Below are 12,736 nucleotides of genomic sequence, written 5' to 3' on the forward strand. Positions count from 1 at the left end.
GAACCTTATGCAGGGGAGGTGACGGGCCGCAGGGCCCGTCACGCGGGCATCACTCGATGACGAGGATGGCGTCCATCTCGACCTGGGCGCCCTTGGGCAGGGCAGCTACGCCGATGGCGGCGCGGGCCGGGTAGGGCTGTTCGAAGTAACGGCCCATGACCTCGTTGACCTTGGCGAAGTGGCTGAGGTCGGTGAGGAAGATGTTCAGCTTGACGATGTCCTTGAACGAACCGCCAGCCGCTTCAGCGACAGCCTTGAGGTTCTCGAACACTTGTACGGTCTGCGCTTCGAAGCCTTCGACCAGTTCCATGGTCTTGGGATCGAGGGGAATCTGGCCTGACATGTAAACGGTGTTGCCAGCCTTGATCGCCTGGGAATAGGTTCCGATGGCGGCCGGGGCCTTGTCGCTGTTGATGACAGTCTTGCTCATGATGACTCCTTGCGGTTGACGGACTACGCACGCATACGGGTGATGCGGACCACGCCGGTCAAGGTGCGCAGCTTCTTGATCACACGAGCCAGGTGCACGCGGTCGTGCACGCTGACCACCAACTGGACCACGCTGATACGGCCGTCGCGTTCGTCCATGCTGATTTTTTCGATGTTGCCGTCGGCGGCATTGACGCTGCTGGCCAGCAAGGCGATCAGGCCGCGTTGATGTTCCAGCTCGACCCGCAGCTCGACATTGAATTCGCCGGTGACGTCCTTGGCCCACGACAGTTGCAGGCACTTTTCCGGGTTATGGCGAATTTCGCTGATGTTCCGGCAGTCTTCCAGGTGCACGACCATGCCTTTGCCCGCCGACAGGTGGCCGACGATCGGGTCGCCTGGAATCGGTGTGCAGCATTTGGCGTAGCTCAGTACCAGGCCCTCGGTGCCGCGGATCGCCAGCGGGCCTTCAGGTGCAGGCAGTTGCTCGCTTTCCGCCGAGAGCAGGCGACGGGCGACGACGTAGGCCATGCGGTTGCCCAGGCCGATGTCCTCGAGCAGGTCTTCGAGCAGTTCCAGGCGGTATTCGTCGAGGATCGGCTGGATGCGTTCGGCGGCGATCTGCTCGAGGCTGCTGTCGAAGCCGGTCAGCACCTTGTTGAGCAGGCGCTCGCCGAGGTTGATCGACTCGGACCGGCGCTGCTGCTTGAGCGCGTGACGAATGTGCGTGCGCGCCTTGCCGGTGACCACGAAGTTGAGCCAGGCCGGGTTCGGTCGTGCGCCGGGTGCGCTGACAATTTCCACCGTCGAGCCGCTTTGCAGTGGCTCGGACAACGGCGCCAGGCGGCGATTGATGCGGCAGGCGATGCAGCTGTTGCCGACGTCGGTGTGCACGGCATAAGCGAAATCGACCGCGGTGGAGCCTTTGGGCAGCTCCATGATGCGACCCTTGGGGGTGAAGACGTAGACCTCGTCCGGGAACAGGTCGATCTTCACGCTCTCGATGAACTCCAGCGAGTTGCCGGCGCGCTGCTGCAATTCGAGAATGCCCTTGACCCACTGCCTGGCCCGGGCGTGGTTGCCTTTGGGCTGTTCATCGCCATTGGACTTGTACAGCCAATGGGCGGCGATGCCGTTGTTGGCCATCTCTTCCATTTCGCGGGTGCGAATCTGAATTTCGATGGGCACCCCGTGCATGCCGAACAAAGTGGTGTGCAGCGACTGGTAGCCGTTGGCCTTGGGGATCGCGATGTAGTCCTTGAAGCGCCCGGGCAATGGCTTGTACAGGTTGTGCACGGCGCCCAACACGCGGTAGCAGGTGTCGACCTTGTCGACGACGATGCGGAAGGCGTACACGTCCATGATCTCGGTGAAGGCACGGCGTTTGCCGCGCATCTTCTTGTAGATGCCATAGAGGTGCTTCTGCCGGCCGCTGACGTCGCCTTCGATGCCATCGGCGGCCAGGCAGTTGGCCAGCGAATGCTCGATCTTGGCGACGATTTCCTTGCGATTGCCGCGTGCGCTCTTGACCGCCCGATTGATCAGCGACGAGCGCATCGGGTGCATGGCCTTGAAGCCGAGGTCTTCGAATTCCACGCGCACGGTGTGCATGCCCAGCCGGTTGGCGATGGGCGCGTAGATTTCCAGGGTTTCCTTGGCGATGCGGCGGCGCTTTTCCCCCGACAGCACTTCCAAGGTGCGCATGTTGTGCAGGCGGTCGGCCAGCTTGACCAGAATCACGCGAATATCGCGGGCCATGGCCATGGCCATTTTCTGGAAGTTCTCGGCCTGAGCCTCTGCCTTGGTCTCGAAATTCATCTGGGTCAGCTTGCTGACCCCGTCGACCAGCTCGGCGACGGTCTCGCCGAACTGCTGGCAGAGCGCTTCCTTGGCGATACCGGTGTCTTCGATGACGTCGTGCAGCATGGCGGCCATCAGGCTCTGATGGTCCATGTGCATGTCGGCAAGAATGTTCGCCACCGCCAGCGGGTGGGTCACGTAGGGCTCGCCGCTGCGCCGGCGTTGGCCGTCGTGCGCCTGTTCGGCGTAGAAATAGGCGCGCCGCACCAGGTTGACCTGGTCGGGGCCGAGGTAGGTCGACAGCCGTTCGGCGAGAGCGTCTATGCTCGGCATGAGTTCACCTCTGAGACCCTACGACGTCGACCTGGCTGCAATCAGACGGCCTCGTTGGACTCGTCCTCGAAGGCGGCGAAGACCGGATCTTCGGTGACGATTTCTTCGGCGGCAAGGAATTCTTCAGTGATGATGCCTTCGGCGATTTCGCGCAAGGCAACGACGGTGGGTTTGTCGTTTTCCCACGCCACGCGCGGCTCTTTGCCACCGGTGGCCAGCTGACGCGCGCGTTTGGTGGACAGCATTACCAGCTCAAAGCGGTTGTCCACGTGTTCAAGGCAATCTTCGACGGTTACGCGGGCCATGGTGTTCCTCGGTAGCAAAATCGGTGAGCGTGCCCAGAATGGGCGGGCGGACTCGATAGTTTAAAAAATCACCAGCCAATAGGGAAGCGCTGTTTTGTCGCCGGGCCCCGGTGGCCCACTCAACGTTGCAGCGCCCCGCGCAGCCGTGGGGTCAGTTCTTCGAACAGCGTCTGCACCGAGCGCAGGGCGCGGCAGTCGGGGCGAGTCAGTAGCCAGAGCTGAGTGTCGCACCCCGGCAGCGGCCCGCTCAGGGCCTCGACGCCAGGCAAGGTCGGCACCATGTAGTCGGCCAGCGCCGCCACGCCCATGCCGCTGGCGACCAACTGCGCCACGGTGGACATCCCGCTGCACTGGTAACGCGGGATCAGCTCGGGGTGATGCTGGTTGCGCCAGACCACCGTGGGGTGATCGGCCATGGAATCGTCCGGGGTAATCCAGGCCACGTTGTGCACGCCCTGCTGCAGGGCTTCGCGCAGCTCGGGGCGGCCGCACAGCACGTAGGAGGTCGAGCCCAGGCAGCGGCCGACCAGATGCTCCGGCGGTGTGTTGGTCAGGCGCAGGGCGATGTCGGCATCGCGCCGGCTGAGGTTGGCGAAGGTGTTGGAGGTGCCCAGTTCCAGCGACAGCGCAGGATACGCAGGCATGAAGTCTGCCAGCGCCGGCAGCAGCAGGCCGTGCAACACCGCTTCGGTGCAGGTCAGGCGAACCGTGCCGCTGACCACCTGCTCACCACTGGTCAGGGCGATTCGCGCAGCTTCCAGCGCCAGTTCGGCGCGCTCGGCCTGCTCGGCCAGGGCCTGCGCGGTATCGGTGGGCAGATAGCCCTTGCGGCTTTTCACGAACAACGCGCTGCCCAGGGCAGATTCGAGCCGGCGAATCGAACGAAACACCGTGGAAACGTCGACCTTGAGCAGTTCGGCCGCCTTGGCCAGGGAGCGTCCGCGGTCCAGCGCGAGGACCAGCGTCAGGTCGGCATGGGTGATCTGATATTGCATGGGTGCACGCTCTGCTTGCCAGAATGCCAGTGTCTGTTGCGTGAGGGCCATTTTATAGTGAAACGGCACCCGGGAATCAACGTGCAGGCCACCGGCCTTTGCCCCATCGATGGGGCCTGAACAATAACAACGCCCGCGTACATCGCCTGCTCCAGGCGTAAGCCGCTGTTTCCAGCATTGCTGCTCCGCCGCACAGGATGCACAGCCATGACGCTTCAGCTTTCCACCCGCTTTGCCGCAACCGATCGTTGCCCATGAACGTTGCCACCGCGTACCTCCCATGGCCACTGCGTGACGGTGACGGCAGCCTTTTGTGCCTGCCCCCTTCAAATCTGCAACGTCGTCATTACAATGGCGCCCCCCGAATCGATACCGAGTACTGGCTGGAGGACATCCGCCAGAGCCTGTAGCGAACATGACTGGCAGCGGCGAGCGTGCGGTCGTGTCAGCCAGCGTGCAATGAGTCCGAGTAGCCCTTGTATGCAAGGTCTGCGAAAACAATATCAATAGCGATGGCAAATACTCATGAGCGAATACACAGAAGCCGGCCGCCCTCCCGATGGCCTGGCTGAGTCGGCAGCGCCAGGCAAGACCGCCAGCAAAGGCCTGGCCAAAGGCCGCCTTGGGTTGCTGGCCAGCGTGGTGCTGGGCATTTCCACCATCGCCCCGGTCTACACCCTGACTGGCGCGCTGGGGCCGACTGTCCGTGAAGTCGGTGCGCACCTGCCGGCGGTGTTCATCGTCGGCTTCCTGCCGATGCTGCTGGTCGCGCTGGGTTACCGCGAGCTGAATGCCGCCGAACCCGACAGCGGCACCTCGTTCACCTGGTCGGCCCGCGCCTTCGGGCCGATGATCGGTTGGATCGGCGGCTGGGGCCTGGTGGTGGCGACCACCATCGTGTTGTCCAACCTCGCCGGGGTCGCGGTCGACTTCTTCTACCTGTTCATCGGGCAGATCACCGGCGAGCAGAGCCTTGCCGGGCTGGCCGACAACCTGCTGATCAACATCACCACCTGTTGCGTGTTCATCGCCCTGGCGGTGTGGATCTGTTGCCGCGGCATGGGCACCACCATGACCGTGCAGTACGCCCTGGTGGCCTTGCAGCTTTTGGTGTTGATCGGCTTCGCTTTCGCCGCCTTCGGTGAAACTACGGCGCCACCGCCGCTAGCGTTCGATCTGTCGTGGTTCAACCCGTTCGGGGTCGAGTCGTTCTCGGCCTTCGCCGCCGGGCTGTCATTGTCGATCTTCATCTTCTGGGGCTGGGATGTGTGCCTGACGGTCAGCGAGGAATCCATCGGCAGCGAGGAGGTCCCGGGCAAGGCTGCGACCTGGACGGTGCTGCTGATTCTCTGTCTGTACTTGCTGACCGGCATCGCCACCCTGCAATTCGCTGGCATCAGCGAAGAGGGCCTGGGCCTGGGCAATCCGCGCATTCAGGAAAACGTGTTCGCCCACCTGGCCGGGCCGGTGATGGGGCCACTGGCGATCCTGATGTCGATCGCCGTGCTCGCCAGTACCGCAGCCTCACTGCAATCGACCTTCGTTTCGCCAGCGCGCACCCTGCTCGCCATGGGCTATTACGGCGCGGTGCCGCAGCGTTTTGCCCGGGTCTGCCCGCGCTCGCAGACCCCCCGCTACGCAACCATCTGTGCAGGAATTGCGGCGGCGGTGTTCTACGTCACCATGCGCACCCTCAGCGAGAACGTGCTGGCCGACACCATCACCGCGCTGGGCATGATGATCTGCTTCTATTACTCGCTGACGGCGTTCGCCTGCGTCTGGTACTTCCGCCATAGCCTGTTCAGCAGCCTGCGGCATCTGCTGATGCGCGGACTGTGCCCGCTGGTGGGTGGCGTGATTCTTTCGGTGATCTTCGTGCGTACCGCCATCGACAGCGCCTCGCCGGATTTCGGCAGCGGTTCGCATGTTGGCGGGCTCGGGCTGGTGTTCGTGATCGCCGCGATCATCTCTGTGCTGGGCATCGTGTTGATGGTGCTGTCACGGCTGCGGGCGCCGGCGTTCTTTCTCGGCGCCACGCTGCAGCAGCAGGCGACCTTGCAACTGCGCGACTAAGAAAAAGGGCCCGTGAACGGGCCCTTGCTTCAAGCGATCAGTTGTTCGAACAGCGCGGCATGGCGCAGGCGCTGTTTGCTCAGCAGTACGCGGTTGGCCAGGAACACCGCGCGCAGGTCCTGCAAGGCCAGTTCGAAGTCATCGTTGACGATGACGTAGTCGAATTCCTGATAGTGCTGCATCTCGCTGACCGCTTCGCTCATGCGTGCGGCGATGATCGCCTCGCTGTCCTGGCCGCGGCCGTCCAGACGATGACGCAGCGCCTCTTTGCTGGGCGGCATGATGAAGATCGAGCGAACGTCCGGCATCAATTCGCGCACCTGCTGCGCGCCCTGCCAGTCGATTTCCAGAATCAGGTCGAAACCTTCATCGAGGGTCTGCTGGATCGCGCTGCGCGAGGTGCCGTAGTGGTTGCCGAACACTTCGGCATGCTCGAGAAAGTCGCCCTGGGCGATCAGTTCCTTGAACTGCGCCTGGCTGACGAAGTGGTAGTTCACCCCATCGACTTCGCCTGGGCGCATGGCGCGGGTGGTGTGCGAGACCGACACGCGGATCTTGCTGTCGGCGCTGTCGCGGGCGGTGAGCGCCGTGACCAGGCTGGTCTTGCCGGCGCCGGAGGGCGCCGAAACGATATAGAGGGTGCCGCTGCAGTGATTCATGGTGGGAATGGCCTTACTCGATGTTCTGTACTTGTTCACGCATCTGTTCGATCAACACCTTGAGGTTGACCGCCGCCTGGGTGCTGCGCGGGTCGAAGGCCTTGGAACCGAGGGTGTTGGCTTCGCGGTTGAGTTCCTGCATCAAAAAATCCAGGCGCCGACCAGCAGCGCCGGCCGACTTCAATACCCGGCGAACTTCGCCAATGTGGGTGTCGAGACGATCCAGCTCTTCGGCAACGTCACTTTTCTGCGCCAGCAGGACCATTTCCTGCTCCAGGCGCTGCGGGTCGAGTTCGGCCTGCATGTCGCGGAAGCGGTCGAGCACCTTCTGCCGCTGGGCGGCGAGCATCTGCGGCACCAGCTCGCGCAGGGTGGTGACCTCGCGGGCCATGCTGTCGAGGCGCTCGTTGATCAGACGGGCCAGCTCCTGGCCTTCGCGCAGACGGCCGGCAACCAGCTCCTTGAGGGCCTCGTCGAACAGGCTCATGGCCTCGGCGTTGAGCGCCTGCGGGTCGCTGGCATCGGCCACCAGCACACCGGGCCAGGCCAGTACTTCCAGCGGATTGAGCGGGGCCGGCTGCTGGATCAGGCTGGCCACGGTCTCGGCGGCGGCCACCAGTTGCGCTGCGCGCTCGCGGTCGACCTGCAGCGGCTTGCCGGTGCTGTCTTCGGCCAGGCGCAAGGTGCATTCGACCTTGCCCCGCGACAGGCCCTGACGCAGGCCTTCGCGAACCGCGCCTTCGAGGTCGCGCAGCGCTTCGGGCAGGCGCAGGTGCGGCTCGAGGTAGCGGTGATTGACCGAGCGCAGCTCCCAGGCCAGGGTGCCTTGGCTGCCGGCGCGCTCGACGCGAGCAAAAGCGGTCATGCTGTGCACCATGGGGACGACCTCGCGAACGGTGATGAGTTGAAGATCAGCCATGCGGCTGCAAGGCGCAGGATTGTAGCGCAGTGCGGCAGCGCCGCCCAATCCACTCCCCGCGACGATAGGCATGTCCTCGTCGCAGCCCCGGCTTTATACTGCCCGGCAGATTCGAACCCGGTACAGGTATTCCAGATGAAACGTCCAAGTGGTCGCGCTGCCGACCAACTCCGCTCGATCCGCATCACCCGCAATTACACCAAGCACGCCGAGGGGTCGGTTCTGGTCGAGTTCGGTGACACCAAGGTCATCTGCACCGTCAGCGTCGAGAACGGTGTGCCGCGCTTCCTCAAGGGGCAAGGCCAGGGCTGGCTGACTGCCGAGTACGGCATGCTGCCGCGCTCGACCGGTGAACGTAACCAGCGTGAGGCAAGCCGTGGCAAGCAAGGCGGCCGCACCCTGGAAATCCAGCGCCTGATCGGCCGCTCGCTGCGCGCCGCGCTGGACATGAGCAAGCTGGGCGACATCACCCTGTACGTCGACTGCGATGTGATCCAGGCCGATGGCGGCACCCGCACGGCGTCCATCACCGGTGCCATGGTCGCGCTGGTCGATGCCTTGCGCGTGATCAAGAAGCGCGGCGGCCTGAAGGGCGGTGATCCGCTCAAGCACATGATCGCCGCGGTATCGGTGGGCATGTACAAAGGCGAAGCGGTACTCGACCTCGACTACCTGGAAGACTCCGCTGCCGAAACCGACCTCAACGTGGTGATGACCAGCGCGGGTGGTTTCATCGAAGTGCAGGGCACTGCCGAAGGTGCGCCGTTCCAGCCGGAAGACTTCAACGCCATGCTGGCGCTGGCGCAGAAGGGCATGGACGAGATTTTCGAGTTGCAGAAGGCCGCGCTGGTCGACTGACAGCTGGGCAGACACGAAAAAGCCGACGTTGAAGTCGGCTTTTTTGTGTTCGCCAGGGCGCTTAGATGGTCAGCGTCCAGTCGTAATCGACGATCAGCGGCGCGTGTTGCGAGAAGCGCGGCTGGCGTGGCAGACGGGCATTGCGAACGAAGCGGCGCAGGCCGGGGGTCAGCAACTGATAGTCGAAGCGATAGCCGAGGTTGAGCATTTCGGCTTGTTCGTTATCGGGCCACCAGCTGTACTGATCGCCCTCGCGGCTGACTTCGCGCAGTGCGTCGACATAGCCCATGTCGCCAACCACCGAATCGAGCCAGGCACGTTCAGGTGGCAGGAAACCAGGCGATTGCTGACTGTCGCGCCAGTTCTTGATGTCCAGTTTCTGCTGCGCTACATACAGTGAGCCGCAGTAGATATATTCACGGCGTTTGCGCCGTTGTTTGTCCAGGTACTTGCCGAAGTCGTCCATCAACTTGAACTTCTGGTTCAAGTCTTCATCGCCGTTCATGCCCGAAGGCAGCAACAGGCTGGCAATACTGACTTTGTCGAAATCTGCTTGCAGGTAACGCCCGTAACGGTCGACCGTCTCGAAGCCCAGGCCGGTGATGACTGCCTTGGGCTGCATCCGCGAGTAGAGCGCAACGCCACCTTGGGCGGGCACCTCCGCTTCGCAGGCATAAAGGAAATAGCCATCGAGCTGGAAAGCTGGGTCATCGAGTTCAAAGGCCGAGGCGCGGGTGTCCTGGAGGCAGATGACGTCGGCATTCTGGGCTTGAAGCCAGCTGAGCAATCCACGCTCGGCCGCTGCCTGAATGCCATTGACGTTCACACTGATGATCCGCATAAATGGCCCCAAAAATCTCGTGCGTGTATGATACCCGAGCTCAACTCATTTAGCTAAATCCGTGGTATTCGGGACTTTACATGCAGCCGTATCAGCGTGACTTCATTCGTTTTGCCATCGACCGCGGCGTTCTGCGCTTCGGTGAGTTCACGTTGAAATCGGGGCGTACCAGCCCTTATTTCTTCAATGCCGGCCTGTTCAATACCGGCTCGGCGCTGGCGCAACTGGGTCGCTGCTATGCCGCGGCCATTGTCGACAGCAAGATCCCCTTCGATGTGTTGTTCGGCCCTGCCTACAAAGGTATTCCGCTGGCTGCTGCCACGGCGGTCGCCCTGGCCGAACAGCATCAGCTCGACATGCCCTGGTGCTTCAATCGCAAGGAAGCCAAGGCCCACGGCGAAGGCGGTAGCCTGGTTGGCGCGCCACTGGCCGGTGAGGTGCTGATCATCGATGACGTGATCACCGCCGGTACAGCCATTCGTGAAGTGATGCAGATCATCGAGGCGCAGCAGGCCAAGGCGGCCGGCGTGTTGATCGCGCTGAACCGCGAAGAGCGTGGCAATGGCGAGCTGTCCGCCATCCAGGAAGTCGAGCGCGACTTCGCCATTCCGGTGGTCAGCATCGTTTCGCTGACCCAAGTGCTGGAATTCCTCGCCGACGACCCGCAACTCAAGCAGCATCTTCCCGCCGTCGAAGCCTACCGGGCGCAGTACGGTATTTGATCGCGTGAACTGGGCCGGCGCGGCCGGCCATCGCGGCTAAACCGGAGCGCCGACCGGCCGCTCCTACGCGGTCGTGTATAGGAGCGGCTTTGCCTCAGTCGGTGCCGTACTTCGGTGAACGTGGTCCGTAGAGGATGCCGCCGTTGGGGTAGGGCGTCAGCAGGCGGGCGCTGGTGATTCCGGCGATCGGGTAGCCGGCGTCGTCCTGGGCACTGCTGATGATCTGGTTCAGCGCCGCGACCACCAGCATGCCGATCAAGCCACCCTGGTTCTGCTGGTTTTCCTGGCTCGAGGCCGTGGCACTGCCGGTCCACAGAGTGCTGCCGGTCTTCAGGTCGACCAGCTTGGCGCTGGCGGTGACGATGGTCGCACTGGCGAGGACCATGTAGCGGGTGCCGTAATCGCTGACGGTCACGTACAGCCCGGCATCCGCGCCGAAAATCTCGCGCAGCTTCTGTGGCGGCAACTGATGGATGTCCTCGGGCTGGGTCAGGCCGTTCTGGTTGAACGTCTGTGCCACCAAGGCCACCGGCATCACGTAGTAGCCCGCCTCGGCCAGCGGATAGGTGACCTGCGAGAGCATGCTGTAGGTCGCCTTCACATCCGGCGACTGGTTCAGCGGCGGCATGATCAGAATCGACTTGGGCCGCGCTTGCTTGTACGCCGAATAGTCCACCGTCTGGCGCTCGGCGCAGCCGCTGAACAGGGCCACGATGCAGGCACCCAGTACCAGTTGAGTCAGTCGCTTGATCATCGTTTGGCTCCTTGCCCGGCGTTGCTCAGCAGAAAGTCCATGTAGGCGGCTGATTCAGGGAACAGCGCCTTCTCGGTGTTGAACTGCTGAACCATCTGGTCGTCACGACCCAGCTCCGAATACAGCAGGCCCAGCTGGGCATGGTAGCCCGGCGGTACGGCGCCATTCTTCGCCTTGATCTTCTCCAGGTCGCGCTCCAGGGCGATGGCCTGTTCTTCCTTGGACTGGCCATTGAAGTACTCATAGACCTGCGGCTGGTAACTTTCCCACTGATACAGCGGCTTGGGCATGTTGCAGCCGGCCAGCAGCAGACTGCCCAGCAGCAGCCCGGCGCCAGTGCGCCAGGCCGGTAGGGTAATGCTCATCGAAACTGTTTCCTTGTCGTGCGGGCCGATTATTTGGCCTGGGGATTCCATTGCCCGTTGTCTACGGCGTTGACCAGTTTGTTGACCGCTTCGCGCATGGCCAGGTCAAGCACCTTGCCGTTGAGTGTGGAGTCGTAGCTGGCAGTGCCGCCGAAGCCGACGATCTCGCGATTGGACAGGGCGTACTCACCGGCGCCCTGGGTCGAATAGACCACTTCCGAGGTGCTGATGTTGACGATGTTCAACGCCACCTTGGCGTAGGCGATCTGCGTCTTGCCGCGGCCGAGGATGCCGAACAGTTGGTGATCGCCGACTTCCTTGCGGCCGAACTCGGTGACGTCGCCGGTCACCACGTAGTCGGCACCGCGCAGGCGCTGGGCCTGACCCTTGATCGCCGCTTCCTGCTGGATTTCGCTCATGTTGTCGCGGTCCAGCACGCTGAAACGGTTGGTCTGCTGCAGGTGGGTGATGAGGATGGTCTTGGCCTGGCCGCCGAGGCGGTCGACGCCATCGGAGAAGATGCCGCGCATGTAGCTGGAGCGGTTGTCGAACTTGCCGACGGCAATCGGCGAGCGCTGGCCGGTGTAGGGGCGGTTGACGCTTTCGACCTGTTGCACGGCAACGGCTCTAGAGGTTTCAGTGGCGCAGCCAGCGAGTGACCCGAAAGCGATGGCGGCAGCCAGCACGAGTCCATGTGATGCGTATTTCACGCGGTTTCTCCAGAAGGGATAGGAACGAATGGGGCGGCAGGTGCCGCCCCCAGGTGAATCAGTTGATCAGGGCGCGTTTCTTGTTGGTGATCAGGGTGCCGACGCCGCTGTCGGTGAAAATCTCCAGCAGTACGGCGTTGGGCACGCGCCCATCGATGATGTGCGAGCTGTTGACGCCGCCTTGCACCGCTTCCAGGGCGCACTTGATTTTCGGCAGCATGCCGCCGTAGATGGTGCCGTCGGCGATCAGCTCGTTGACCTGCTCGGTGGTCAGGCCGGTGAGTACCTGGCCTTGCTTGTCCATCAGGCCGGCGATGTTGGTCAGCAGCATCAGCTTCTCGGCTTTCAGCGCCTCGGCCACCTTGCCGGCGACCAGGTCGGCGTTGATGTTGTACGACTCACCGTCGGCGCCAACACCGATTGGCGCGATCACCGGAATGAAGTCGCCTTTGACCAGCATGTTGAGCAGGTCGGTATTGACCCCGACCACCTCGCCGACGTGGCCGATGTCGATGATCTCGGGCGTGGTCATTTCTGGGGTCTGACGGCTGACCTTGAGCTTCTTGGCGCGAATCAGCTCGGCGTCCTTGCCGGTCAGGCCAATGGCGCTGCCGCCATGGCGGTTGATCAGGTTGACGATGTCCTTGTTGACCTGGCCGCCCAGCACCATTTCCACCACGTCCATGGTCGCCGCGTCGGTGACGCGCATGCCATCGATGAAGTGGCTTTCGATCGACAGGCGCTTGAGCAGATCGCCGATCTGCGGGCCGCCGCCGTGGACCACCACCGGGTTGATGCCCACCGCCTTCATCAGCACGATGTCGCGGGCAAAGCCGGTCTTGAGCTCTTCGCTCTCCATCGCGTTGCCGCCGTACTTGATCACCAGGGTCTTGCCGACAAAGCGGCGGATGTAGGGCAGCGCTTCGGACAGTACCTTGGCGACTTGGGAAGCGGCATCGCGTTCGAGGGTCAT

The 12,736-nt window shown here is 62.9% G+C and carries 14 protein-coding genes; 3 read left to right on the forward strand and 11 right to left on the reverse strand.

The window, feature by feature from the left end; translation table 11 throughout:
- Positions 1-49: 49 nt before the first annotated feature.
- The 4 genes from H618_RS0100360 to H618_RS0100375 form a co-directional block, all read right to left on the reverse strand.
- Entirely contained in the window at positions 50-430 is a 381-nt protein-coding gene (locus H618_RS0100360; protein WP_009684531.1) for a RidA family protein, read from the reverse strand.
- A 23-nt stretch (positions 431-453) separates the two neighbouring features.
- Complete coding sequence (spoT, locus tag H618_RS0100365) at positions 454-2,562, reverse strand: bifunctional GTP diphosphokinase/guanosine-3',5'-bis pyrophosphate 3'-pyrophosphohydrolase (RefSeq protein ID WP_028693162.1); 2,109 nt, start codon at positions 2,560-2,562, stop codon at positions 454-456.
- Positions 2,563-2,603: 41 nt separating this feature from the next.
- Positions 2,604-2,867: a DNA-directed RNA polymerase subunit omega gene (gene rpoZ / locus H618_RS0100370; RefSeq protein WP_028693163.1), complete on the reverse strand. Its 264-nt coding sequence runs from the start codon at positions 2,865-2,867 to the stop codon at positions 2,604-2,606.
- Between the two features lie 119 nt (positions 2,868-2,986).
- Entirely contained in the window at positions 2,987-3,862 is an 876-nt protein-coding gene (locus H618_RS0100375; RefSeq protein ID WP_028693164.1) for a LysR family transcriptional regulator, read from the reverse strand.
- Between the two features lie 525 nt (positions 3,863-4,387).
- Here H618_RS0100375 and H618_RS0100380 point away from each other — a divergent pair.
- Positions 4,388-5,935: an APC family permease gene (locus tag H618_RS0100380; RefSeq protein WP_028693165.1), complete on the forward strand. Its 1,548-nt coding sequence runs from the start codon at positions 4,388-4,390 to the stop codon at positions 5,933-5,935.
- 29 nt (positions 5,936-5,964) lie between these two features.
- On the opposite strand, the gene gmk is transcribed toward H618_RS0100380, so the two are convergent.
- Both gmk and H618_RS0100390 read right to left on the reverse strand, forming a co-directional pair.
- A complete protein-coding gene (gmk, locus tag H618_RS0100385; RefSeq protein ID WP_028693166.1) occupies positions 5,965-6,594 on the reverse strand; it encodes a guanylate kinase in 630 nt (209 codons plus the stop codon).
- 13 nt (positions 6,595-6,607) lie between these two features.
- Positions 6,608-7,471: a YicC/YloC family endoribonuclease gene (locus H618_RS0100390; protein WP_028693167.1), complete on the reverse strand. Its 864-nt coding sequence runs from the start codon at positions 7,469-7,471 to the stop codon at positions 6,608-6,610.
- A gap of 177 nt (positions 7,472-7,648) precedes the next feature.
- Here H618_RS0100390 and rph point away from each other — a divergent pair, with 177 nt between their 5' ends.
- Complete coding sequence (gene rph, locus H618_RS0100395; protein WP_028693168.1) at positions 7,649-8,371, forward strand: ribonuclease PH; 723 nt, start codon at positions 7,649-7,651, stop codon at positions 8,369-8,371.
- A 61-nt stretch (positions 8,372-8,432) separates the two neighbouring features.
- Here the strand turns inward: rph and H618_RS0100400 are convergent, their stop codons facing one another.
- Positions 8,433-9,212: an exodeoxyribonuclease III gene (locus H618_RS0100400; protein WP_028693169.1), complete on the reverse strand. Its 780-nt coding sequence runs from the start codon at positions 9,210-9,212 to the stop codon at positions 8,433-8,435.
- Between the two features lie 80 nt (positions 9,213-9,292).
- On the opposite strand from H618_RS0100400, the gene pyrE reads away from it, so the two are divergent.
- Positions 9,293-9,934, forward strand: a complete 642-nt coding sequence (gene pyrE, locus H618_RS0100405; RefSeq protein ID WP_028693170.1) for an orotate phosphoribosyltransferase — start codon at positions 9,293-9,295, stop codon at positions 9,932-9,934.
- 94 nt (positions 9,935-10,028) lie between these two features.
- On the opposite strand, the gene H618_RS0100410 is transcribed toward pyrE, so the two are convergent.
- From H618_RS0100410 to argB, 4 genes are read right to left on the reverse strand one after another with little or no spacing between them, the layout of a single operon-like run.
- Positions 10,029-10,688, reverse strand: coding sequence for a DUF799 domain-containing protein (locus H618_RS0100410; RefSeq protein ID WP_028693171.1), 660 nt, complete (start codon positions 10,686-10,688; stop codon positions 10,029-10,031).
- On the reverse strand, positions 10,685-11,053 hold the full coding sequence (locus H618_RS0100415) for a DUF4810 domain-containing protein (protein WP_028693172.1): 369 nt from the start codon (positions 11,051-11,053) through the stop codon (positions 10,685-10,687). The genes H618_RS0100410 and H618_RS0100415 overlap by 4 nt, the downstream gene beginning before the upstream one ends.
- Positions 11,054-11,082: 29 nt before the next feature.
- Positions 11,083-11,763 carry a CsgG/HfaB family protein gene (locus H618_RS0100420; protein WP_050577170.1) on the reverse strand — a complete coding sequence of 227 codons (681 nt, stop codon included), beginning with the start codon at positions 11,761-11,763 and terminating at the stop codon, positions 11,083-11,085.
- A gap of 58 nt (positions 11,764-11,821) precedes the next feature.
- Positions 11,822-12,736 (reverse strand): acetylglutamate kinase, encoded by a 915-nt coding sequence (argB, locus tag H618_RS0100425; protein ID WP_028693174.1) that lies wholly within the window; start codon positions 12,734-12,736, stop codon positions 11,822-11,824.

The sequence above is a fragment of the Pseudomonas cremoricolorata DSM 17059 = NBRC 16634 genome (genome assembly GCF_000425745.1).
GTDB lineage: Bacteria > Pseudomonadota > Gammaproteobacteria > Pseudomonadales > Pseudomonadaceae > Aquipseudomonas > Aquipseudomonas cremoricolorata.